General features: G+C 61.6%; 20 protein-coding genes. 15 read left to right on the forward strand and 5 right to left on the reverse strand.

Annotated elements, in window-relative coordinates; translation table 11 throughout:
* Window positions 1-24 precede the first annotated feature (24 nt).
* Window positions 25-1776, forward strand: coding sequence for a YadA family autotransporter adhesin (locus CFU_RS00160; RefSeq protein ID WP_014004023.1), 1752 nt, complete (start codon window positions 25-27; stop codon window positions 1774-1776).
* On the opposite strand, the gene CFU_RS00165 is transcribed toward CFU_RS00160, so the two are convergent.
* The 4 genes from CFU_RS00165 to ahpC form a co-directional block, all read right to left on the reverse strand.
* Window positions 1777-4242 carry a phosphocholine-specific phospholipase C gene (locus tag CFU_RS00165; RefSeq protein ID WP_014004024.1) on the reverse strand — a complete coding sequence of 822 codons (2466 nt, stop codon included), beginning with the start codon at window positions 4240-4242 and terminating at the stop codon, window positions 1777-1779.
* A gap of 214 nt (window positions 4243-4456) precedes the next feature.
* Complete coding sequence (locus CFU_RS00170) at window positions 4457-5494, reverse strand: isocitrate/isopropylmalate dehydrogenase family protein (RefSeq protein ID WP_041740987.1); 1038 nt, start codon at window positions 5492-5494, stop codon at window positions 4457-4459.
* Between the two features lie 254 nt (window positions 5495-5748).
* Window positions 5749-7344, reverse strand: coding sequence for an alkyl hydroperoxide reductase subunit F (ahpF, locus tag CFU_RS00175; protein ID WP_041740988.1), 1596 nt, complete (start codon window positions 7342-7344; stop codon window positions 5749-5751).
* An 86-nt stretch (window positions 7345-7430) separates the two neighbouring features.
* The gene (gene ahpC, locus CFU_RS00180; protein WP_041740990.1) at window positions 7431-7994 is read right to left on the reverse strand and encodes an alkyl hydroperoxide reductase subunit C; all 564 of its coding nucleotides are present in this window, start codon (window positions 7992-7994) and stop codon (window positions 7431-7433) included.
* A gap of 449 nt (window positions 7995-8443) precedes the next feature.
* On the opposite strand from ahpC, the gene CFU_RS00185 reads away from it, so the two are divergent.
* The 11 genes from CFU_RS00185 to CFU_RS00230 all read left to right on the forward strand — a co-directional run bounded on the left by CFU_RS00185 (window position 8444) and on the right by CFU_RS00230 (window position 20301).
* Window positions 8444-10528: a bifunctional 2',3'-cyclic-nucleotide 2'-phosphodiesterase/3'-nucleotidase gene (locus tag CFU_RS00185; protein WP_041740991.1), complete on the forward strand. Its 2085-nt coding sequence runs from the start codon at window positions 8444-8446 to the stop codon at window positions 10526-10528.
* The gene (locus CFU_RS00190; protein ID WP_014004029.1) at window positions 10525-11277 is read left to right on the forward strand and encodes a tetratricopeptide repeat protein; all 753 of its coding nucleotides are present in this window, start codon (window positions 10525-10527) and stop codon (window positions 11275-11277) included. The genes CFU_RS00185 and CFU_RS00190 overlap by 4 nt, the downstream gene beginning before the upstream one ends.
* A gap of 159 nt (window positions 11278-11436) precedes the next feature.
* Window positions 11437-12252, forward strand: a complete 816-nt coding sequence (locus CFU_RS00195) for a creatininase family protein (RefSeq protein ID WP_014004030.1) — start codon at window positions 11437-11439, stop codon at window positions 12250-12252.
* 55 nt (window positions 12253-12307) lie between these two features.
* Window positions 12308-13510, forward strand: coding sequence for a YncE family protein (locus CFU_RS00200; RefSeq protein WP_014004031.1), 1203 nt, complete (start codon window positions 12308-12310; stop codon window positions 13508-13510).
* 198 nt (window positions 13511-13708) lie between these two features.
* Entirely contained in the window at window positions 13709-14425 is a 717-nt protein-coding gene (locus CFU_RS00205) for an alpha/beta fold hydrolase (protein ID WP_148264718.1), read from the forward strand.
* A gap of 105 nt (window positions 14426-14530) precedes the next feature.
* Entirely contained in the window at window positions 14531-15325 is a 795-nt protein-coding gene (locus CFU_RS00210) for an SDR family NAD(P)-dependent oxidoreductase (RefSeq protein WP_041740993.1), read from the forward strand.
* A gap of 231 nt (window positions 15326-15556) precedes the next feature.
* Window positions 15557-15697, forward strand: a complete 141-nt coding sequence (locus CFU_RS24750; protein WP_014004034.1) for a hypothetical protein — start codon at window positions 15557-15559, stop codon at window positions 15695-15697.
* Window positions 15698-15735: 38 nt separating this feature from the next.
* The gene (locus CFU_RS00215; protein WP_014004035.1) at window positions 15736-16338 is read left to right on the forward strand and encodes an SIS domain-containing protein; all 603 of its coding nucleotides are present in this window, start codon (window positions 15736-15738) and stop codon (window positions 16336-16338) included.
* A 186-nt stretch (window positions 16339-16524) separates the two neighbouring features.
* Window positions 16525-18489 carry an arylsulfatase gene (locus CFU_RS00220; protein ID WP_014004036.1) on the forward strand — a complete coding sequence of 655 codons (1965 nt, stop codon included), beginning with the start codon at window positions 16525-16527 and terminating at the stop codon, window positions 18487-18489.
* Window positions 18490-18496: 7 nt separating this feature from the next.
* Window positions 18497-19531: a formylglycine-generating enzyme family protein gene (locus tag CFU_RS00225; protein ID WP_014004037.1), complete on the forward strand. Its 1035-nt coding sequence runs from the start codon at window positions 18497-18499 to the stop codon at window positions 19529-19531.
* Window positions 19532-19536: 5 nt separating this feature from the next.
* Window positions 19537-20301: a MetQ/NlpA family ABC transporter substrate-binding protein gene (locus CFU_RS00230; protein ID WP_014004038.1), complete on the forward strand. Its 765-nt coding sequence runs from the start codon at window positions 19537-19539 to the stop codon at window positions 20299-20301.
* Between the two features lie 15 nt (window positions 20302-20316).
* On the opposite strand, the gene CFU_RS00235 is transcribed toward CFU_RS00230, so the two are convergent.
* A complete protein-coding gene (locus CFU_RS00235) occupies window positions 20317-21042 on the reverse strand; it encodes a GntR family transcriptional regulator (protein WP_014004039.1) in 726 nt (241 codons plus the stop codon).
* Between the two features lie 259 nt (window positions 21043-21301).
* On the opposite strand from CFU_RS00235, the gene CFU_RS00240 reads away from it, so the two are divergent.
* The 3 genes from CFU_RS00240 to CFU_RS00250 all read left to right on the forward strand — a co-directional run bounded on the left by CFU_RS00240 (window position 21302) and on the right by CFU_RS00250 (window position 24728).
* Window positions 21302-22519: a pyridoxal-phosphate-dependent aminotransferase family protein gene (locus CFU_RS00240; protein WP_014004040.1), complete on the forward strand. Its 1218-nt coding sequence runs from the start codon at window positions 21302-21304 to the stop codon at window positions 22517-22519.
* Between the two features lie 108 nt (window positions 22520-22627).
* Window positions 22628-23911, forward strand: coding sequence for an MFS transporter (locus CFU_RS00245; protein WP_041740997.1), 1284 nt, complete (start codon window positions 22628-22630; stop codon window positions 23909-23911).
* A gap of 49 nt (window positions 23912-23960) precedes the next feature.
* Window positions 23961-24728, forward strand: a complete 768-nt coding sequence (locus CFU_RS00250) for a 2-keto-4-pentenoate hydratase (RefSeq protein ID WP_014004042.1) — start codon at window positions 23961-23963, stop codon at window positions 24726-24728.
* Window positions 24729-24757 lie beyond the last annotated feature (29 nt).

Here is a 24757-nt window from a genome sequence, read left to right on the forward strand (position 1 = left end):
TCACTTTAGCTTGGGGAATTTCTGATGATGAATAGCCGCACAAAAGATGGCGTACCTGGTTTTTCGCTGCTGAAAATGAGCTTGTGCATCGCTGCACTGGGCTGGTTGCCGGCCGAAGCCGGCGCACAGGTTGTACCTGCATACTTTCAGGCCAAGGGCTTGAACGACGGTTCGGATGACGCCAAGGCCACGGGCGCCGACGCCGTGGCTGCCGGCAGCAGCAGTGTTGCCTCGGGCGCCCAGGCTACGGCCTTGGGCACCGGCGCCTTGGCCAGCGACGACAACGCGACCGCGGTAGGCGCCTATGCCGCGGCTGCCAAAGCCAATGCATCGGCGCTGGGCGCCAACAGCTTTGCCGGCGAGGCCAGCAGCACTGCGCTGGGGGCCAACGCCAATGTGTTTGACGTCAACGGTACGGCGGTAGGGGAATCGTCGCTGGTCAATGGCAAGAACAGCACCGCGCTGGGCCGTATGAGCCGGACCAACAGCGACAACAGCGTGGCATTGGGCGCCAATTCGGTGGCCGACCGCGCCAATACCGTTTCGGTAGGCAGCACGCAAAGCACCACCGACAGCGCCGGCGTCGTCACCGCGCCGTTCCAGCGCCAGATCACCAACCTGGCGGCGGGCACGGCGGATAGCGACGCCACCAACCTTGGGCAATACCGCGCCGTGGTGTCGGCGCTGGGCGGCAATGCCTCGATCAATGCCGCCGGCGGCCTGGTGGCGCCGTCCTATGTGATCCAGGGCGTGGCTTCCTCCAAGGTGGGCGATGCTTTTGCGTCGGTCGATGTCTGGATGACCGGCATGCGCTCTTCGTTCACGACGCTCAATACACAAGTGGGCGTGATCGACAACCGGGCGACCAAGCTGGAGCAGGCTGCCGGTTCAGGCGGTACCGGCACCACCGGCACCACCACCGGGACTGCCGGCAACTCGGCGCAATACAACAGCGGCGGTACGGCCCTGGTGTTGAATGCCAACAGCGGCAGCGGCACGGTGATCAATAACGTCGCCGCCGGTACGGCGGCTACCGATGCGGCCAACGTCGGCCAGTTGAGCGACATGCAAAAGGCGCTGGTGTCCCTGTTCAACAGCGGTGCTTGCCGCGTCGGCGCCGGCGGCGGCATTGCCTGCGGCAACGGCGTCAGCGCCAAGGGCGCCAATGCCGTCGCCCAAGGTAACAACGCTAGCGCCAATGGCGACAACACGGTTGCCGTCGGCGCCGGGGCTACCGCCAGTTTTGCCGGTTCGGTGGCAATCGGCGCCGGCGCCCAGGCGATTGCGGATCCGGCCACGGCAGTCGGCAACAATGCGATCGCCAGCGGCAACAACTCGGTGGCGCTGGGCGCCAACGCGGTCGCGTCCGCGTCCAATTCGGTGGCCTTGGGACAAGGTTCGGTCGCGGCGCGCGCCAATACGGTATCGGTCGGTTATGCCGGCGGCGAGCGGCAGATCAGCAACGTCGCGCCGGGCACCGAGGGCACCGACGCCGTCAACCTGAACCAGATGAAGGCGGCGGCGCAGGATACGCTGAACCAGAGCAAGAGTTACGCTGCGCGCGCCGCGGCGCAGGCGATGGCGATCCCGCATGTATATATGGCGCGCGGCGACAGCAGCGGCATCGCGGTCGGCACTGCCAGCTACGGCGGCTACGGCGCGCTGGGGGTGGCTTTCGCTTCCAGCGTTTCGCAGCACACGCAGCTGGCGGTCGGTGCCAGCGCCGCCAACGGCGGCAAGATGGCGATCCAGGGCAGCGGCAGTTACTCCTGGTGATCAGGCGACTATGGTGAAAACAACTGGCCCTGCCAGTTGTTCCGCGTAGGCGTCGTTGGCGAGGAACCAGGCTTTGTATGAGCCGGCCGCAAGCTTGCTGATATCCAGGGTGACATGGCCGCCGAGCGAGGACGCGTACTGGTACACGCTATAGGTTTTATAACCTGCCTGGTCCGGCACTCTGCTGTTCAACGGAAATACGCCGATCCAGTTGCGGCTGTTCAGCTTCTGGACCGAGGTGCTGTAGTTAAAGACGATGGTGCTGCCCTGGCGCACGATCGGCGTCGCTGTCGACAAGGTCGACGGCGTGATGACGCCGATCTGTGGATCGGTCCATGCCGGCCAGGGGCTTTCCACGTGCCCTGCCAGCCGGCGCCGGAAACTCGTGTCGGAATCGGCTTTCACGCTGAAGTCGTACCATCCTTTGGAAGCCCAGACCGGCGCCGGTATGCTGAGCGTCTGGCCGGCGCCGACCATATAACGTTGCGGCAGGCCGGAAAATGGCCCGGTGTTATGGGTGACGGTGAAGATGCAAGGCCTGGACCCCGCCTGGTTGGACAGCGTCAGCACAATCGCGGCGCGGAAAAAGTCGTCATGGGCGCGCACTTCGGGCAGGCCGTTGCCGCCATTGTTCACATTTAAAAAACTGCCGCGCATTTCCCTGAAAAAGCCGTTCGGACCATGCACGCGCAGCTCGTAGTCATTGCTGGTCCAGTTGCCGATCTTGACTTCGGGCAGGCTCTTGCCCGCTTCAACCGCGTAATGCCATGGCCCGTCGGTGCGCAAGTTCGAGTAGGCGATGAACGCCGCGCCGGTGCGTCCGGTGTTGCCGAACTTGAGCGTCAGCTCGCGATGGCCGGAGGATGCCGATATCTTGCCGTCGACGCAGAGCTGGTACGGCAGCGGACAGGCGGGACGCGGCTTGCGGTTCGATTCCTGCACCGGCAGTGTTTGCTGCACGGGAGGAACTGCGTCGACTGGCGAGTTCACTTCATGGTAGGGCGGCGCCGGCGTGATCTGCGGCCATGCCTTGTTGGGGTTCTTGAAATCGAAAGCCGACGTCAGGTCGCCGCATACGGCGCGGCGCCATGGAGAGATGTTCTGGCAGCTGATTTTTTCCCTGTCCAGCCCTTTGCCGGCCACCATCCACTCTTCCAGGAAGCGCAGCACGGAGGTATGGTCGAACAGCTGGGAACAGACGCGCCCGCCCTTGCTCCACGGCGAAATCACCATCATCGGCACGCGCGGCCCCAGGCCCTTCGACTCCTGGCCGTAGAGCTCGCCCGCGGTCGGATCGGCCAGCGTGGTCAATCCCTTCTCGGCATTGAGCGGCGGGATGTTGGGCGGCATGTGGTCGAAAAAGCCGTCGTTCTCGTCGTAGTTGATCAGGAATACCGTCTTCGACCATACCTCGGGATTGCTGGCGAGCGCGTCCAGCAGCCGGGATGAGAGGTCTTCGCCGGCGTTGGGCGAGGCTTCCGGATGTTCGCAGTATTCGTAGGGAGCAAAGATCCACGAGACCTGCGGCAAGGCGGTTTTGCCGTTGACGCCGTCGATATCGCGCTTGAAGGCCTGCACCAGCATGTCGCCCTTGGTGCCGGCGGTGTTGCCTGCGGTCGAGCCGGGGATCAATGCCCGTCCCTTGAGATACAGGGGCGAGGTCGGCTTCAGCCTGCTGCCGTCGCTTTCGACGCGGAATTGCTTGAAGTAGGCCAGGTAGTTGTCGCCGTAGTTGTCGAATTCCTGGTAAGCCTTCCAGCTGACGTTGTTGGCTTCCAGCACCTCCGCGTAGGTTTTCCAGTTCGGTGCGCCGGCGATGGTTGCGGGGCTGATGTCGTCGTTGTTGATATCGCCGTTGTAGATTGGGTTGGCGTTATAGAGGCTGCCTTGATTGAGCCCGGTGATGTTGTCGCCGGCGCTGCCGGACAGGGCATAAAAGCGGTTGGGATCGGTCGGCCCGAAAATCGAGCAGTGGTAAGCGTCGCAGATGGTGAAGGCATCCGCCAGCGCGTAGTAGAAAGGCAGGTCGCCGCGGTCGAAGTAGCCCATGGTCTTGGCGCCCTTCTTGGCGATCCAGGCATCCCAGTTCTTCCAGGTATTCTCGGACCCTTTCCAGCTGTGGTTCAGGCCGACTTTGGTGGCGTTGCTGCCCTGCGCATCGAAATGATAAGGCAGCACGTAGGAAGCGCCGGCCTGCGTCGGCTGGTACCAGACCGGCTTGCCGCCGGGAAGCGAAATGGCACGCGGATCGCCATAACCGCGCACGCCGGCCAGCATGCCGAAGTAATGGTCGAACGAGCGGTTTTCCTGCATGAAGATGACGACGTGTTCGACGTCTGCAATCGTACCGGTGCGGTTGTTGGCGGGCACCGCCAGCGCTTTCTGGATCGCATCGGGAACCGCGAAAGTGGCGCCTGCCGCGGCGGCGGCACGCAGGAAATTACGTCTCGCTTTTGAATCCATCATCGTCCCTCAGTTGGCTCGGTTGATCTGCACACCAGGATTGATTTGAGCGCGTTGCCTTGGCCGGAAAAGCAAGGTTGCGCATCAGCGGCGTTGAGTCTAACGGGAGTTTGTTACTGCCTGATGACGATGCGGAGGACGCTGCGCGCCAGCAGTGCATGCTGGCGGCAGGATTGGACTTCAGACGAGAAAATCAGGGTTCGATGAATGTTGCAATTCAGGCGGCTTGCAGCCTGCGGATGATGGCTTCGGTGAATTCGCGGGTGGATGCCTTGCCCTTGAGATCGCCGGTGGCGACATGGTCTTTGTTGAGCGTATCGGTGATCGCGGTGCGCAGCCGCAGCGCCAGGTCTTGGTGGCCGACATGGTCCAGCATCTGCCCTGCTGCCAGCAGCAGGGAGATCGGGTTGGCGATCCCCTTGCCGGCGATGTCCGGCGCCGAGCCGTGCACTGCTTCGAAGATGGCGCAGTCGTCGCCGATGTTGGCGCCAGGCGCCATGCCGAGGCCGCCTACCAGGCCCGCCATCTGGTCCGACAGAATGTCGCCGAACAGGTTGGTGCACAGGAGCATGTCGAACTGCCAGGGATTGAGCACCAGCTGCATGGCGCAGGCATCGACGATCATGTCGTTCATCTGTACCTTGCCTTCGTATTCGCGTGCGATTTCCCGCGCCGCTTCGAGGAAGATGCCGGTCAGCGCCTTGAGGATGTTGGCTTTGTGAACTACGGTGATTTTCTTGCGGCCGTTCTTGACTGCGTATTCGAAGGCGAAGCGCGCGATCTTCTTGCAGGCTTCGCGCGTGTTGATGCCGGTGGAGACTGCCACGGCGCGTGGATCGTCGCCGACCGGGATGTAGTATTCATGCGCCACATAGAAGCCGCCGATGTTTTCCCGCACCAGCACGATGTCGATGTCTTCAAAACGGCCGGGCACGATGGTCACCGCCGGCCGCACATTGGCGTACAACTGGAATTCTTCGCGCAGGCGCACGTTGGAGGAGCGGAAACCCTCGCCTATCGGCGTGGTCAGCGGCCCTTTCAGGGCCAGTTTGTTCTTGCGGATGCTGGTCAGCGTGGCGGCCGGCAGCGGATCGCCGGCGCTGGCGACGCCGGCCACGCCTGCCTGCTGGATATCCCAGGAAAACGGCGAACCCAATGCGTCCAGCACCTTGACCGTGGCTTCGACGACTTCAGGGCCGATGCCGTCGCCGGGAATCAGCGTGGCGGGGATTTGTTTTAGTGTCGGGCTATTCATGGGATCCTCTTGAATGCATACGTGGTACAAGCGCGTGGGGCGGGCGCATGGGACAGGCGATGAGATTCACAATATTAGCACTGCGAAGCTTTCGGGTAGTTTACAGTGGCGTGGACACATCGTGCCCACGCGTAACCGTAATAACCGGAGTGTGGACCCGATCGGAAATACGGGCCCGCACTGGAATGCGGGCCCGCTTGGCAACAGGTATGTAGAGGGAGTGAGTTCCCGCGTGGGCACCAAAGGTGCCCACCCTACGCAGCGACAGTCTCGGCCGCGGCAGCGACGTCTTCTTCATCCGACACCGAACTGCGGATCAGGTGGTCGAATGCGCTCAGTGATGCCTTGGCGCCTTCGCCGACCGCGATCACGATCTGCTTGAACGGCACGGTGGTGACGTCGCCGGCGGCGAACACGCCGGGAATCGAGGTCTGGCCCTTGGCGTCGACTTCGATTTCGCCGTGGCGCGACAGCGCGATCGTGCCCTTCAGCCATTCGGTGTTCGGCACCAGGCCGATCTGCACGAACACGCCTTCCAGCTCGACCTTGTGCACGGCATCGGTCTTACGGTCCTTGTAGACCAGGCCGTTGACCTTCTTGCTGTCGCCGGTGATTTCGGTGGTTTGGGCCGAAGTGATCACGGTGACGTTTTTCAGGCTGTGCAGCTTGCGTTGCAGCACCGCATCGGCGCGCAATTCATCGCCGAATTCGATCAGCGTCACGTGCGACACCAGGCCGGCCAGGTCGATTGCTGCTTCGACGCCGGAGTTGCCGCCGCCGATCACCGCCACGCGCTTGCCCTTGAACAGCGGGCCGTCGCAGTGCGGGCAGTAGGCGACGCCGTGGTTACGGTATTCGCGTTCGCCCGGCACGTTGATTTCGCGCCAGCGGGCGCCGGTGGCCAGCACCACGGTCTTGCTCTTGAGCGAACCGCCGTTGGCCAGCTTGATTTCGATCAGCTTGCCCGGCACCAGCTCGGAGGCCAGCTGCACGTTCATGATGTCGACTTCATAGCTCTTGACGTGCTGTTCCAGCGCGGTGGCGAATTTCGGTCCTTCGGTTTCCTTGACGGAGACGAAGTTCTCGATCGCCAGCGTATCCAGCACCTGGCCGCCGAAACGCTCCGACACCACGCCGGTGCGGATACCCTTGCGTGCTGCATAAATCGCAGCCGCCGCGCCGGCAGGACCGCCGCCGACGATCAGCACATCGTAAGGCGCCTTGGCGCTCAGTTCGACTGCCTTGCGGGCGCCGGCGCCGGTATCCAGCTTGGCGAGGATTTCTTCGACGCTGGTGCGGCCTTGGCCGAACACTTCACCGTTCAGGTAAGTGGTTGGCACGGCCATGATTTCGCGTTTTTCCACTTCGTCCTGGAACAGTGCGCCGTCGATGGTGGCCTGGCGGATGCGCGGATTGATCAGCGCCATCACGTTCAGGGCCTGCACTACTTCAGGGCAGTTCTGGCAGGAGAGGGAGATATAGGTTTCGAACACGTAATCGCCATCCAGGTTGCGGATCTGCTCGATCACGGCCTCGTCCAGCTTGACCGGATGGCCGCCGACCTGCAGCAGGGCCAGCACCAGCGAAGTGAATTCGTGGCCCATCGGAATCGCGGCAAAACGGATGCCGGTATCGACGCCTGGGCGATTGATGGAGAACGACGGTTTGCGTTCATTGTCGTCGCTGCGCTCGATCAGCGTGATGTGATCCGACAGCGTGGCGATTTCCTGCAACAGCGATTGCAGTTCACGAGACTTGTCACCATTGTCCAGCGACGCAACGATCTCAATCGGTTGCACGATTTTTTCCAAGTAGCTTTTCAATTGGGTTTTGAGATTTGCATCCAGCATGGCGGTTCCTTGCATTCGTGACGATAAATAGGGGTACTGCAAGTTCGAGCCCTCTTCGGGCCCGAACCGTAAAACACTTGCGGGTATTAGATCTTGCCGACCAGGTCCAGCGATGGCGTCAGGGTTGCTTCGCCTTCTTTCCACTTGGCGGGGCAAACTTCACCTGGGTGCGATGCCACGTATTGCGCTGCCTTGACCTTGCGCAGCAGTTCCGAAGCGTCGCGGCCGATGCCGTTGTCGTGGATTTCGTACAGCTTGATCAGGCCTTCCGGATTGATCACGAAAGTGCCGCGCAGCGCCAGGCCTTCTTCTTCGATCAGCACTTCAAAGTTGCGCGACAGGGTTGTAGTAGGATCGCCGATCAGCGGGTAGTTCACTTTCTTGATCGCGTCCGATGTGTCGTGCCATGCTTTGTGAGCGAAATGGGTGTCGGTCGAGATGCCGTAGATTTCCACGCCCAGTTTCTGGAATTCAGCGTAGTTGTCGGCCAGGTCTTCCAGTTCTGTCGGGCAGACGAAAGTGAAGTCAGCTGGGTAGAAAACGAATACCGACCATTTGCCCTTCAGGGTGTCCTGGGTGACCGGCACGAACTTGCCGTTATGGAGAGCAGTTGCGGAGAACGGTTTAACTTGGGTATTGATCAGAGACATAGTGTTTTCCTTACTAAGGCTGGGTTGAAAAAGTCTAGGTAGCAACGATAAACCAGGTTGCGTCATTTGTATAATTGATTTAATTTTCTGTTTCGATTCATAATAACTATCGACAATGGGTGAGATTCTCCTTTGAATACGATTTTGCCTTGGTACAAATCATGCTTTCCAGGCAATCAATAGAAAACTGATCCTGAAACGAATGGACGTTTTATCGGGCTATTAGTTTAAGCAAACTGCCCAGATTCGTCATGCCGAGATCATTGTTGTAGAACAAAACCCGGCAGGCGCGCAAGGTATCAGTGCATGTAACGCAATGTAATGACCAGGAAATATTTCCAAAATATAATTCCCGCCCGGAACGCCTCAAAAAGCGCGTAACAGTGGCGCCAGCTTCTTATAAAGACAAGCCCCCGACAATACTTCCGAAAGTTCTCATGCATAAAAAGATGTGTCTGACTGCCCTGGCCGCCTTGGCCGTTTCCGCTTGCGGCAGCAACGGCAGCAGCAACCTCGGCGTCAACAGCCCCGACAATACGATTCCCGAGGGAACGGTACTGAAGCTCGGACTGCTAGAGACTACCGACATTCACCAGAACGTGCTGAGCTACGACTATTACGGCTTGAAGGCCGACACCAGCCTCGGCCTTGAGCGCACCGCAACCTTGATCAAGGGCGCGCGCCAGGAAAATCCCAACAACCTGCTGCTGGACGATGGCGACGTCATCCAGGGCACCCTGCTCGGCGATTACCAGGCGGTGGCTGCGCCGGTCACCTGCAGCGGCACGCTGGCGGTGCACAAGGTGATGAACGCGCTGAAGTACGACGGCGCCGGCATGGGCAACCACGAATTCAACTACGGCCTCGATTTCCTGAGCCAGATCACCAATACCGACTTCGGCGTGCCGGGCGTGCAAAAAGGCAGCAACTGCGGTGCGCCCAACTTTCCGCTGGTGCTGTCCAACGTGGTCGGAGTCTCGTCAGGCAAGCCGATCTTCAATCCATACGCCCTGATCGCCAAACAGTTCACCGCCACCAAACCCGACGGCGGCAGCATGAACGTGGCGCTCAACGTCGGCATCATCAGCTTCGTGCCGCCGCAGATCATGGACTGGGACCAGAAAAACCTGGCCGGCAAGGTGATGGTCAACGGCGTGCAGGAATCGGCGCTGAAGTATGTGCCGGAGATGCGCAGCAAGGGCGCCGACCTGGTGGTGGCGTTGTCGCACGGCGGCCTGGATGCTTCGCCTTACAGCCCGAAAATGGAAAACGGCAGCCTGTACCTGGCCACCACCGGCATCGACGCCTTGATGCTGGGCCACGCCCACCTGATCTTCCCGCAAGCGCGTGAAGCCGGCGCGCCGGCCATCGATGCTTCGCTGGCGGCCTTACCGAGCACCCTGGTCGATACCAGCAAAGGCCTGGTCAACGGCATTCCGGCAGTGATGGCGCAGAGCTGGGGCCGGCGCTTGGGCATCATCAAGATGGTGCTGAAATACCAGGGCGGCAAATGGGTAGTGCAGAAGGACCAGACCAGCGTCGAAGCGCGCGGCTTCAAATATGCCGACGGCAAGACCAATATCGACGCCGATCCGACGATTGCACCGCTGGTCGCTACTGAACACCAGGCTACCCTGTCCTACGCCACGCAGCCGCTGGGTACCACCACCGATTTCGAGATGTCCGCGTATTTCTCGCTGGTGGGCGACGTCAGCGCGATCCAGGTCGTCAACCAGGCGCAGATCGACTATGTGAAAACCTTCCTCGCCAGTTCCACCGATCCGGTGCTGGCCAGCTACAAGTCGATCCCGGTGATTTCCTGCAGCGCGCCGTTCAAGGCCGGCCGCAATGGCCCGACCGACTTCACCGATGTCGCTCCGGGCGCTTCCCCGGCGGCGCCGTTCGGCTTGCAGGTGCGCAATCCGGGCGATCTGTACTTGTACGGCAACAACAATCTGCAAGCGGTCAAGATCAAGGGCTCCGACCTGAAAAACTGGCTGGAAACCGCGGCCAAACAATTCGCCATGATCAATCCGGCCAGCACCGGCGAGCAAGACCTGGTGCCGTCCTATTCGACGATCTTCAACTACGATGTGTTCTACGCCGAAAACAACGCGATGCAATACCAGATCGACGTCACCAAACCGGCTGGCAGCCGCATCGTCAACCTGACCTACGCCGGCAAGGCGGTAGCCGACAGCGACGATTTCATCGTCGCCACCAATGATTACCGCGCGGGCGGCGGCGGCAACGTGCCGGGCATCGACGGCAGCAAGACCATCATCAAATCGCCGGACGCCAGCCAGGCGGTGGTCAGCGCCTGGCTCAAAAAACAGGGCAAGATCACCAATGCGGCAAACGGCAGCGGGCAAAGCTGGAGTTTCGTCAAAGTGGCTACGCAAGGCCCGGTGATCCTGCGTTCGGCGCCGGGCAAGCTGGCGGTGGCGCAAGTGCGGGGCCTGGGCCGGGTGACGGCGGAAGGCGCGCTGGATGCCAGCGGTTTTGCCAAGTACGCAATCGACCTGAGCAAATGATGAAAAACAGGAAACCGCTTGCCGCTCTTGATAAGATCGCGTTCTTGCTGGTGGCTGCGGCGCTAGGTGCCTGCACCGGCGAGGTAGTGCCGGACAATGCCCGCATCGAGTCGGTCGGCATGCTTGCCTTGCACGGCCGCCAGGTAAGCGCGATTACCCAGCTGCAAGCATGGGCCGCAGCGGGGCGGCCGGTGGCGCAGCGCGAACTGGCGCTGGCGCTGGCGTCGATTCCCGACCAGTCCGCGCAAGCCGGCGCCTGGCTGGAGAAAGCGGCGGCAGCGGGCGATACGGAATCCCGGTTTCAATTGGCGCAAGCGCTTTATCAAGGCAGTCTGGGACTCAAGCTTGACCAGGCCCAGGCCTGGAGCTGGTATGAGCGCGCGGCCAGGTCAGGCAATGCCAAAGCCAGTTTCATGCTGGCGCGCATGGCGAAATACGGCGAAGGCGTGCCGCGCGACCTGGAACTGTCGGCTACCTGGCTGCTGGAGGCCAGCAAGCAGGGCAACGCGCAGGCGATGTTCCTGCTGTCGAACGCCTATGCCGCAGGCGAGGGCGTGGAACAGAATCCGCAGCTGGCCCGGGAATGGCTGGAACGTTCGGCCGAGGGCGACTTTCCGGTGGCGATACAGGCCCTCGCCATGAGCCTGGAGGGCGGCGACCAGCATGGCGAACCGGATCCTGTGCGGGCGCGCCACCTGATCAAGGAAGCCACCGACGAGCGCAGCATGCGTTGGAATAACTATCAGTAGGGTGGGCACCTGTGCCCACCCTACGCGCTGGTCCTCATACTCAACGGAGTAGAATTAGCCAGGAACCTGTGTGCCTATCCGGCGTCATATGCCGGCTGCCGGCCTTTGCATCGGCCGCATCTGCACACACCAGCCCCGGATTTTTCATGAGGATCTTTCATGCTCTTGTCACCACGACGAACTTTCGTTGCCGCCCTCTTCCTCACCGCCACCCAGATCGCCTTTGCGCAAGCGCCGAAAACCGTCTTCCTTGAAGAGCTGACCTGGACCGAGCTGCGCAGCCAGATCCAGGCCGGCAAGACCACCATCCTGATTCCCATCGGCGCCACCGAGCAAAGCGGCCCCGATGTCGCGCTGGGCAAGCACAACATCAGGGTGAAAGTTTTATCGCAGCGGATCGCGGAAGGCCTGGGCAATGCGCTGGTGGCGCCGGTGATCGCCTACGTGCCGGAAGGCAATTATGCGCCGCCTACATCCCATATGCGCTTCCCCGGCACCATCACGATCCCGGACGATGTTTTCCAGAAGACGCTGGAATCGGCCGCCAACAGTTTCAAGGTTCACGGTTTCAAGAACATCGTTTTCCTGGGCGACCATGGCGGTTACCAGAACGATATCAAGAAAGCCGTGGCGCAGCTGAACAAGAGCTGGGCCGGCTCGCCGGCGCGCGCCATCCTGCCGCCGGAATATTACGCCGCCAGCTCGGACGGCTACGCCGAGATACTGCGCAAGCGCGGTTATCGCGACGATGAAATCGGCACCCATGCCGGGCTGGCCGACACCTCGCTGCAACTGGCCGTGGCGCCGCAGATGGTGCGCCAGGACAGCCTGCGCAACGGTCCCAAGCTCGGCCTGGCCGACGGTGTCTATGGCGGCGATCCGCGCCGTTCCAGCGCTGAAATCGGCCAGCTCGGCATCGACAACATCGTGACGCAGACAGTCAAGGCGCTTAAGGCCGAGACCGCGGCCCGCTGAATCATCACTTCAATTACTGGCGCTACTTTGCTGCTTATTTAATCAAGGAACCATCATGCAATTTCGTTCTTGCCGCTCTGGCCGCTTTGGCCGTTTATCGCGCCTCGCCGTCTCCGTCAGCAGCGCCCTGGCAGTCTTGTCCGTCGCCGCCGGCGCATCCGCCGCGCCGGCGGCTCCCGCCGCCATCGCCACCGTGGCCGGCATGCCGCCCGTGGTCAACCCTGCCAACCTGTACAGCGAAGCCGGCGCCGGCCGCCTCAGTCCGGTGGTGGCCGAGGCATTGCCGCGGATTTATGTGCCCAACCTGCGCTCCAACGATGTCTACGTGATCGATCCGGCGACCTTCAAGGTAGTCGAGAAATTCCGTGTCGGCTACAGCCCGCAGCACGTGGTTCCGGCCTGGGACCTGAAAACCCTGTGGGTGGCGAACAATGCCGAAGGCCGGCCCGACGGCAGCCTGACTCCCATCGATCCGAAGACCGCCAAGCCGGGCAAGGAAGTGGCAGTGGAAGACCCCTACAATATGTACTTCACGCCGGACGGCAAGGAAGCCATCGTGGTGGTGGAAGCACATGCCCAGCTGGACTTCCGCGATGCGCACACGATGGCCTTGAAATCGAGCCTGCCGGTGCCGGAATGCAAGGGCATCAACCACGCCGATTTTTCGATCGACGGCAAATACGCCCTGTTCACCTGCGAGTTCGGCGGCAAGCTGGCCAAGATCGACATGGTCAACCGCAAGGTGCTCGGTTACCTGCTGCTCGACAAGAAAGGCATGCCGCAAGACATTCGCATCGCGCCGGACGGCAAGGCGTTTTTCGTGGCCGACATGATGGCCGACGGCATTTATGTGGTGGATGGCGACAGCTTCACCAAGACCGGTTTCATCAAGACCGGCGTCGGCACCCACGGCTTGTATCCGAGCCGCGACGGCAGCAAGCTGTACATCTCCAACCGCGGCTCGAACAAGGTCCACGGCGCACGCCATGGCAAGGGCAGCATCTCGGTGCTCGACTTCGCCACACGCCAGGTGGTAGCCAACTGGCCGATCCCGGGCGGCGGCAGTCCTGACATGGGCAACGTCAGCGCGGACGGCAAGATGCTGTGGCTGTCGGGACGTTTCGACGATGTCGTGTACGCCATCGACACCACCAGCGGCGCGGTCAAGTCGATTCCTGTCGGCATGGAGCCGCACGGCCTGACGGTGTGGCCGCAACCGGGCCGTTATTCGCTGGGCCATACCGGCAACATGCGCTGACCGGCGTTACAGAACGCCCCTGCGATCGCTTTTCTCCGCGCCGCCGAGCGAAGACGTCGCCGCGGTGTTATTGCTGACATTTTTCCAGTTCGGCGGCGACAATCGCGGGCTTGTCATATTGATGGGTTATAGTTGGCGGGCAGCCTGCGTGCATCGCCGTCAGGGTGTGCCTGTCTGACCTCCACTTTCCACCCGATCATGCAAGCCACAGAATCTTTCGAAGTCGCCTACGACAACTTCGCGCTGAAAGGCGATTTCCATCCCGCCGCCTCGTCCAGCCATGTCCTGATACTGCACGGCGCGGGCGCCAGCTCGCGCGCTACCGCCAGCCGTTCGGGATTGCGGCCAGCGCTGCAGGCGCGCGGCGTCGCCAGCACTTCCTTCGATTGCATCGGCCATGGCGACACCGGCGGTTCGCTGCAATTTTCCTCGCTAAGCAGCCGCACGCGCCAGGCCGCAGCGGTGATCGCCGCGCGCAAGCTGGCGCAGCCGCTGGTGATCTGCGGCAGCAGCATGGGCGCTTACAACGCCATCCGGCTGACCCAGACCCATGATGTCGCCGGGCTGATCCTGATAGTGCCCGGCGTGTACACACCTTCGGCCTACAACGTGCCGTTCGGACCGCAATTCTCCACGATCATCCGGCGCGACCACAGCTGGGCCGACAGCGACGCCTGGGCGATCCTGGCGGAATTCAAGGGCAAGCTGCTGGTGATCGCCGCCGAACACGATGCGGTGATCCCGCCGGAGATACCGGAACGGCTGCTGCTGTCGGCGCGCAAGGCGCGTTCGCGCCGGCTGCGGGTGGTGGCCGGGACCGACCATCAGTGCCTGTTCCCATTGGTGAGTGAAGAACGTCCGGATGAGTTTGACGAATTGATGAGCTTGATTGTCGGCTGTGCGAGCGATTCCTAGCGGAGCCAGCGCCGGACCAATGCCGATTCCCGATTTCCTCTATGATTCAAGGGTGGCTGCATTGTGCATCGCGTGCCAGCGTTTCCAACCATCAGAGAGGATTCCATGAAAATCGATTTAAGCGACAAACATGCAATAGTGAGCGGTTCGACCGCCGGCATCGGCCTGGCGATTGCGCTCGGCCTGGCGCAGGCGGGGGCAACGGTGGTGGTGAACGGCCGCACCCAGGAACGGGTCGACCAAGCCCTGGCGCAGATCCGCGACAAAGTTCCCGGTGCCCGTCTGCAAGGCATCGCCGCCGATCTCGGCGCCCCGGACGGCGCCGCCTTGCTGTTCAAGCAAGTGCCCGAGACCGACATCCTGATCAACAACCTGGGCATCTTCGAAGCCAAGCCTTTCTTCGATATTTCCGACGAAGAGTGGCAGCGTTTCTTCGATGTCAACGTGATGAGCGCGGTGCGGCTGTCGCGCCACTATGCGCCGGCCATGGTCAAGCGCGGCTGGGGCCGGGTGCAGTTCCTGTCAAGCGAATCGGGTTTGCAGATTCCCAAGGAAATGGTTCACTACGGCGTGACCAAGACCGCCCTGCTGGCAGTCTCGCGCGGGCTGGCGGAAACCCTGGCCGGCAGCGGCGTCACCGTCAACGCAGTATTGCCTGGCCCGACCCGCTCCGAGGGTGTCGGCAATTTTTTCGCTTCGATGGCGCGCGACCAGGGTGTCGCAAGCGAAGCGCTGGAACGCGACTTCCTCAAAGAACATCGACCGAGCTCGCTGATCCAGCGCTTGGCGACGGTAGAAGAAGTCGCCAACATGGTGGTCTACCTGGCGTCTGTACAGGCATCGGCCACGACCGGTGCGGCCCTGCGCGTGGATGGCGGCGTGGTGCGGTCGATTTCCTGATCCACCCTGGATCCTAGGCGGCGGCTTCCGCTGCCCGCGCAGCCGATGTTTCCAGCTCTCCTGTGGGACCGCAGCGTTGTGCAGCGGCGCAGGAGAGTATGGTGATGTAGGTTTATTATAAAGAACGGAGATTTTTGTTAAATAGGTACATAAACTAGGAGCTGGCGCATTGACCGGAACATTTCACTCTACAGCCGGGTCTGTTAGAGCTACCATCCACACCATGAGACAATGATGCGCCTACTGTTTGCCCTGATAACAAGCCTGCTGCTGGCAGCCTGCGGCCATGTGACATCGCCTTCCGGCGAAAGCGGCACTACCATTACGCCCTACGGCGTGATCGATACCGGCGTCACGCGCACAAATCGCTAACAACGCGAACTTATGTCGCTAATTTATTCGAATGGAGCATGCAATTGAAGCAACACATTAACGCCAGCCTGGCCGAAGCGCAGCAATCGCTGGAAGCGCTGCTCGCCAACGACGCCGCACTGCAGTCGATCGAACAGGCGGCGGCGCTGCTGATCGATGTGTTTGAACGCAAAGGCCGCGTGTATTCATGCGGCAACGGCGGCTCCATGTGCGACGCCATGCACTTCGCCGAAGAGCTGACCGGCCGCTACCGGCTGGACCGGGCGGCGCTGGGCGCAACCGCGATCAGCGATGCCGGCCACCTGACCTGCGTCGGCAACGACCATGGTTACGAGCAGGTGTTTTCACGTTATATCGAAGGGCATGGACGCGCCGGCGATTGCCTGGTCGCGCTGAGCACCAGCGGCACCAGCAAGAACATCATCCGCGCGGCACAAACCGCACGCGACCTCGGCATGCATGTGATCGTGTTGTCCGGCAAGCAGGCCGAGCTGCTGTCGTCCCTGAGCGATGTTTATATCTGCACCCCGGGCGGCGCCTTTGCCGACCGCGTGCAGGAATTGCACATCAAGGTGCTGCACATCCTGATCGAGCTGATCGAACGTCATTTCTTTCCAGAGAATTACGCCTCCAAGGCATAGTTTCGGCAGCCCGCTGCATTTCTGTAATAAGGAAATGCAGTAATCGCGCATGGCTTCATTTCCGCGCAAACCGCAGGCGGGGCCTGGTTTCACGCGTGGATACATAAGCTAATAGATAGTAAGTAGTTGGGATGGAAACCGGATTTTTTTACGATGCATGCTCACTAAAGTGGGATGACATCAACAATGAAAAAAGCCGGATCGCAATCTCTCTCGCAATTTTTTGTTATTCGCCTCGGCGTGATCGCCGCCGCAATAGCCAGCCTGGTCACGCTCGCAGCGTGCGGCGGTTCGGACACGGGCCTGGCTGCGTCGGTTCCCGCCGCGCCGGTAGTGCAGAAACGCCCGAACATCCTCTATATCATGGCCGACGACCTCGGTTACTCGGACATCCGCGCTTTCGGCGGTGAAATCAATACGCCCAACCTCGATGCCCTGGTGCAGTCGGGCCGCATCCTGACCAACCACCACACCGGCACCGTCTGCGCGATCACGCGCTCGATGCTGATTTCCGGCACCGACCATCATTTGGTGGGCGAAGGTACGATGGGCGCGCCCGCCGACGAACGCAAGGGTTTGCCCGGCTACGAAGGTTACCTGAACGATCGTGCGCTGTCGGTGGCGCAGTTGCTGAAGGATGGCGGTTACCACACCTACATGGCGGGCAAGTGGCATATCGGTTCGGGCATTCCGGGCAGCGCCAACGGCGGCGGCCAGACTCCTGACCAGTGGGGCTTCGAGCACAGCTATGCCTTGCTCGGCGGCGCCGCCAGCAATCACTTTGCGCACGAACCGGCCGGCTCAAAGAACTACACCGAAGACGGCCAGTATGTACAGCCGGGCCAGCCAGGCCAGCCGGGCGGTACAGGCGGCAGCCCGGCGCTATTCTATTCGACCGATTTCTATACGCAGCGCCTGATTTCCTACATCGATGCCAACAAGGCCGACGGCAAGCCTTTCTTCGCTTACGCAGCTTTCACTTCGCCGCATTGGCCGCTGCAAGTGCCGGAGCCCTACTTGCATAACTATGCCGGCAAGTACGACCAGGGTTATGACGCCATACGCAACGCCCGCATCGCGCGCCAGAAAGCGCTCGGCATCATCCCGGCCGATTTCACGCCGTTTGCCGGGGTGCCGGAGAAACTGGTGTCGTCGCCCGCCACCGTCAACAACGGCAGCGCCAACGCCAAATACATCAACGCCGTGCACAGTGCGGCGCAAGGGTATTCGGACTATGGTCCGGGCGTGGTCGACAAGGCATGGAGCAGCTTGTCGCCGGCCGAAAAGAAAGCCCAGGCGCGCTACATGGAAATCTATGCCGGCATGGTCGAAAACCTTGACCACAACATCGGCCTGCTGGTCCAGCACCTGAAGGATATCGGCGAATACGACAATACGTTCATCATGTTCCAGTCGGACAATGGCGCGGAAGGCTGGCCGATCGACTCCGGCGCCGATCCGACCGCCACCGATACCGCCAATGCAGCCGATCCCGTGTATGCGGCGCTGGGCAGCGACAACGGCAAGCAGAATGCGCAGCGCCTGCAATACGGCTTGCGCTGGGCCGAGGTCAGCGCCACGCCGTTCCGCCTGACCAAGGGCTACGCCACCGAGGGCGGCGTGTCGACGCCGCTGATCGTGCACCTGCCGGGCCAGACCACGCAGCTGCCGACCTTGCGTCCGTTCACCCACGTGACTGACAACACCGCGACCTTCCTCGCCGTGGCCCAGATCGCCCCGCCCACACAGCCGGCGCCGCCGCTGCTCAACAGTTTGAACGGCGCCGACCAGAACGAGGGCAAGGTGGTCTACAACAACCGCTACGTTTATCCGATCAGCGGCCAGTCCCTGCTGCCGCTGCTGAACGGCCAGGGCGCGTCTGTGGTGCATAACGCGCCGTTCGGCGACGAGGCATACGGACGCGGTTACCTGCGCAGCAGCGACGGCCAGTGGAAAGCGCTCTGGACCGAACCGCCGAACGGCCCGCTGGACGGCCATTGGGAATTGTTCGACGTGACGGTGGACCGCGGCGAGAACCATGACGTATCGGCGCAGAATCCATCCGTCATCAGTAGCCTGATCCAGCAATGGAACAACTATATGAGCGCCGTCGGCGGCGTTGAACCGCAGCGTCCGCGCGGCTATTACTGAGCGCTCGATGAGAATGCGGATCTGGTTAAGCGGAGCGGCAGGCGCGGCGGCCTTGCTGGCGGCGGCAGTTGCCTTGCCGTTGACGGCGAGCGGCGGCGGCCTCGACCAGCAGAACCGGGCGCGCAGCCTGGCGCCGCTGGGTTCGGAGCCGCAGTGCGAGGCGTATTCGGGGTTGCCGGCGCGCTGGGGCAGCGATCCGCAAGCCGGCATGGTGCACCTGGGCGCCGGCGCATTCGTCTTCGGCAGCAAGTTCGGTTACGAAGACGAACGCCCGCGCGGCGACGGCAAGACCAGGGTGCGCGGATTCTGGATCGACCAGACCGATGTCACCAACGCCCAGTTTTCCTCCTTCGTTGCCGCAACCGGCTATGTCAGCGATGCCGAGCGCCAGGGTGGCGGCGCGGTGTTCCACAAGCCGACGCTGGAAGAACTGAACGCGCGCGACCTGGCATGGTGGAGCTGGGTAGCCGGCGCATCGTGGCGACACCCGGCCGGCCCCGGCAGCAGCCTGGAGGGTATCGGCAACCAGCCGGTGACCATGGTGACCCAGGCCGACGCTCTCGCCTACGCGCGCTGGCTGGGCCGCGACCTGCCCAGCGAAGCCGAATGGGAATACGCCGGCAAGGCTGGGCACGATGGCGCCGAACTCGACACCGCGCCGCGCGACCACCACGGCAGACCGACCGCCAACTACTGGCAAGGCGTATTTCCGCTGGTTAACAACAACGAAGACGGCCACATCGGCCTGGCCCCGGTCGGCTGCTACGCGGCCAATGACTTCAAACTCTACGATATGGTTGGCAACGCATGGGAATGGACCAAAGACATCTACAGCGGATCGCACCAGGTCCACAGCAACGGCGATACCGCAGCGGTGGCGCCGGCGTCGCGCCGCCACGACACGCCGATGGTGATCAAGGGCGGTTCCTTCCTCTGCTCGCGCGATTACTGCGTGCGCTACCGCGCCTCGTCGCGCGAACAGCAGGAAGCGGATTTGCCGGCATCGCACATCGGCTTCCGCACCATCTTGCGCGACAGCTGACGGGCATGCTGGCCGCCAGCCTGCTCGGGATTGTCGTGCCGCATGCGTATGCCGCGCCGAACGTGATCAGGGTCGGCGTGACGCCTGGCACGCATGCCGAGATCATGGAACAAGTGCGGCGTCTTGCATTAACCGGCGGCCTGAAGCTGGAGGTGGTTGTGTTCGATGACAAGAACCGTATCGATGCCGCGCTGGCGGCAGGCAAGATCGACGCCGCCAGTTTCGAGGACGGCCCGGGTTTCGAAGCGCAGCGCCGGCGTTACGCGCTGGCCGGCATAGGCAGCACCGTCACCTTGCCGATGGCGCTTTACTCGCGCAAGCTGAAGACGCTCACGCAGCTGCAGCGCGGCGCCACGATCGCGATTCCGGCCGATGCAGCGGGCACCGCAAGGGCGCTGGTGTTGCTGCAGAATTTCACGCTGCTGACATTTTCCGATCGCGCCGGCTTGCACGCAACGCTGGCCGATATCACCGGCAACCGCCTGCATCTGAACATCCGGCAAGTGCCGCGTTCGCAGCTGTTTGCCGCATTGGAGCAGGTGGCGTTCGCAGTGATCGACAGCGCCGACGCCGCCAAGGCCGGCCTGTATCCGGCGCGCGACAGCATCGGTATCGAGGATGCGCGCTCGCCCTGGCAGAATGTGCTGGCGGTGCGCGCCGGCGACCGCAACGAGCCCTGGGTGGCGCCGCTGCTTGCCGCCTATCATTCCGAACCGGTGGCGAAATTCATCCTGGAACGTTACCAGGACTCGGTGCGCAGGCCGTGGTGAACCAGCGCACGTGATTCAGGCCTGGGGACCGGCCTTGCTTTCAGCCGGCAGGGCCGCAGCCATCAGCACCGCATCGCGCTTGTCCAGCAAGTGCTGGCGCAATATCGCCGCCAGCCGTTTGCCGTCGCGCGCTTCCAGCGCTTTGACCATCTCGTCGTGGTCGTGCGCGGCGCTATCCCATTTGGTCGGCTGGAAATTCGATTTGAAGCGCAGTGCCTTCAGGCGCCGGTTCAGGCCGAGGTAAGTCTGGCGCAGGACTGAATTGCGGGCAGCATCGTTGATCTTGTCGTGTATCGCCTGGTTACGGCTGTAATAACCTGGCAGATCGTTCTGCGCCTTGCAAGCCAGCATCGCATAGTGCAAGGCCTTGATCTCGGCCAGTTCGACCGGCGTGATGCGGTCGCAGGCCAGCTCGCCCGACATCGCTTCCAGGCCGCTCATCAGTTCGAAGGTTTCCCAGATTTCGGTTTCCGACATCTTGGAGACCGACGCCCCCCGGTTCGGCGATATCTCTATCAAGCCTTCGGCCGCCAGCACCTTCAGCGCTTCACGCAACGGCGTGCGGGAAATCCCCAGCGTTTCGCATAACTCCCGCTCATTGAGCTTGGTGCCCGGCGTCAGCACCGCTTCGACGATCAGGTTGCGCAAATGGTCAACCACCGTGTCGTGCAAGCGCTGGCGCTCCAGTTTGGGCACCAGGGGAGCAGGTTTTTCTTCTTGCCCGGTTATCGCATTTTGCATTCAAAATCCTTTTTTACGCGTTTGATCGTATTTTAACATCAAATACAGGGTCAAAGAATCGTTGTCTGGCGCCATTCGAGATGAATGTAAAAAAGAATAAAACGGCTATAAAACCTCATATTTCATTGATTATTAAGGTTTTATGCTTGTTTTAAGCAAATGCCGCCATTCAGGTATTGTGAAAAATCTCTTTACGGCTGGAATTTGGACTGCTAAAGTATTTTGAATGCAAAATACAATTTGTTCAAAGGAGGCATACATGTTGACACTAGATTTCCATCCGGCCGGCCGTCATTTCCTGCAGATCCCGGGCCCTAGTCCGGTGCCTGACCGGATTTTGCGCGCCATGAGTTATCCGACCATCGACCATCGCGGCCCGGAATTCGGCGCGCTGGGTTTGCAGGTGCTGGCAGGCATCAAGAAGATTTTCAAGACCGTGCAACCGGTGGTGATCTATCCGGCTTCCGGCACCGGCGCCTGGGAAGCAGCGCTGACCAACACCCTGAGCGCCGGCGATACGGTGCTGATGTACGAGACCGGGCATTTCGCCACGCTCTGGAAAAAAATGGCCGAAGCGCTGGGTTTGAAGCCGGAGTTCCTCGGCCTGCCAGGCATCGAAGGCTGGCGCCACGGGGTGCAGGCCGACCGCATCGAACAGCGCCTGCGCCAGGACAGCGAGCATCAGATCAAGGCAGTGTGCGTGGTCCATAACGAAACCTCGACCGGCGTCACGTCCGACATCGCCGCCGTGCGCAGGGCGATCGACGCCGCCGGCCACCCGGCCCTGCTGATCGTCGATACGATTTCCGGCCTGGCTTCGGCCGATTACCGCCATGACGAATGGGGCGTCGACGTCACCGTGTCGGGATCGCAAAAAGGCTTGATGCTGCCGCCGGGCATCAGCTTCAATGCGGTATCGCAGAAAGCCATCGCCGCCAGCAAGAACGCCAAGCTGCCGAAAGCATTCTGGGACTGGACCGACATCATCGAGATGAACCAGGCCGGCTACTGGCCCTACACGCCCAACACCAATCTGCTGTACGGACTGTCGGAAGCGCTGGAGATGATCCTCGGCGAAGGCCTGGACAATGTCTTTGCTCGCCATCAACGTCTGGCCAGCGCTTGCCGCGACGCCGTGCGCGCCTGGGGCCTGGAAATCCAATGCGCCGATCCTGCGCTGTATTCGCCGGTGCTGACCGGCGTGATGACGCCGCCAGGTTTCGACGCCGATGCGATCCGCAAGATCATCTATGAAAACTTCAACATGTCGCTCGGCACCGGGCTCGGAAAAATGAAGGGTGGCATGTTCCGTATCGGCCACCTGGGCGAAGCCAACGACCTGACCCTGATGGCGACCCTGGCCGGCTGCGAAATGGGACTGAAGCTGGCCGGCGTGCCGCTGGCCGGCAGCGGCGTGGTGGCGGCGATGGACAACCTGGCTGCGCAAAAGAGCAAACCGGTATTGAAAGCCGCATAGGAACAGACACAGCGGAAACCGCTCCGGCACCGTCCCGCAGAGGACGGGCGGAGCAAGGATAAAGATGTCCTGCGGCGTTTGCCGGCCACCATAATATTGGAGACAACAATGAAACACCTGCGTTTGCGCGCGACCACCGTCGTGCTGATCATGTTATGCCTGATGTATTTCATTACCTACCTGGACCGCGTCAACGTCAGCACCGCCGCGGCCGGATTCGGCAAAGAATTCGATCTGTCGAAAACCCAGATCGGCCTGGTGTTTTCCGCATTCGCCTACCCTTACCTGGTGTTCCAGATCATCGGCGGCTGGGTCAGCGACAAGTTCGGCGCCAAGCGCACCCTGATCTATTGCGGAATCCTGTGGGGCATCGCCACCATCCTGACCGGCTTTGCCGGCGGCCTGTTTTCACTGCTGCTGGCGCGGCTGCTGCTGGGCCTGGGCGAAGGCGCCACCTTCCCCGCCGCCACCAGCGCCATGTCGCGCTGGGTCGCCAAGGAAAACCGCGGTTTCGCCCAGGGCGTCACGCATGCGTTCGCCCGCATCGGCAATGCGGTCGCGCCCACCTTGGTGGTGTTCATCATGGCCACCCACGGCTGGCGCGAATCCTTCTATATCTGCGGGGTGATCAGCCTGGTCTGGGTATTGGTGTGGGCATTTGTATTTGCCGAACATCCGGAAAAACATCCGCGCATCACCAAGGAAGAACTGGCGATACTGCCGGCAGTCAAGAAAAGCACGCCGAAGATTCCATGGGGGCCGCTGTTCAAGCGCATGCTGCCGGTGACCATCGTCTATTTCTGCTATGGCTGGACCTTGTGGTTGTTCCTGAGCTGGATTCCGCAATATTTCCTGCACAGCTACGACCTCGATATCAAGAAATCGGCGCTGTTCGCTTCCAGCGTGTTCTTTGCCGGGGTGATCGGCGATACCTTGGGCGGCATCGTAAGCGACAGGATCCTGAAGCGCACCGGCAACCTGAAGCGGGCGCGCAGCCAGATGGTGTCGGTCTGCATGCTGCTGACGCTGTTGTCGCTGCTGCCGTTGCTCGTCACCCACAATGTCTACGTCTCAATACTTTGCCTGAGCGCCGGTTTCTTTTTTGCCGAAATGACGATCGGCCCGATGTGGGCGATTCCGATGGATATCGCTCCGCAGTATTCAGGCACCGCCAGCGGCATGATGAATACCGGCTCGGCGCTGGCGGCGATCATCTCGCCGGTGCTGTCCGGCTACCTGATCGACCGCTTCGGCAGCTGGGAACTGCCGTTCGTCGGCAGCATGATCCTGATGGGATTCGGCGTGCTGCTGGCGTTCCGCATGCAGCCTGACAGCAAGTTCGAGCACAGCGTGGCGGATGGCGCGGCCAATTCGTTGAAAGCCGGGGCCTAGGGGTGCTGCCCGATCTGGTCATGCAGTCACAATTACTACAAGGGTTTTCATGATTTCTTCGCAATCTCCGCAAGAACGGCTGGCGCATCTGCTGAGCGCGGCATATGGCAAACATGCGGCAGTCGAATGCATCCCGCAGGAACTGGAACCGGCCAGTGCCGAGGATGCTTACCTGGTGCAGCAGGCATTCCTGCGGCAAAGGCAGGCGCGGATAGGCGGCTGGAAGATAGGCGCAAAATCGAACAAGGGACCGATACAGGGCGCACCGTTGCCGGCGGAGCGCATTTATCCGGCTACCTCGGTAGTCGAACGCGCGGATTACCCGGTGCTGGGCATCGAGCTGGAAATCATGTTTTGTTTCGATAGCGATTTCCAGCCCGGAGCGGCGCCGGTCCCGGAGCAGGAAGTCATGAGTCACATAAGCACGATGGCGGCGTCGATAGAGATCGTCTCCAGCCGCATCGCCGGCTGGCCGGAAGTGCCCAAGCTGAACCAGCTGGCGGACCTGCAAAACCACGGCGCGCTGGTCAGCGGCGAATTTGTCGCTTACGACGCTGCTTTTCCGTTCTTGCACCCTGCTGCGCACCTGACCTTGAACGGCAAAGACATATTCAAGGGCAGCGCCAGCAATCCGGCCGGCGACCCGCGGCGCCTGCTGGGCTGGCTGGTGAACCACTGCCGCACGCACGGCATGGCCCTGCCTGCAGGCACGATAGTCACTACCGGATCCTATACCGGCATCCACTTTCCGGATGAACCCGGCCTGGTGATCGGCCAGATTGCGGGTTTGCCGCCGATTCATTTCGAGCTGGCCTAAGCCGGGCATCGGCAATTTTTCAAGTTTTT

The organism is Collimonas fungivorans Ter331 (assembly GCF_000221045.1).
In the GTDB taxonomy this organism is placed as follows: domain Bacteria; phylum Pseudomonadota; class Gammaproteobacteria; order Burkholderiales; family Burkholderiaceae_D; genus Collimonas; species Collimonas fungivorans_A.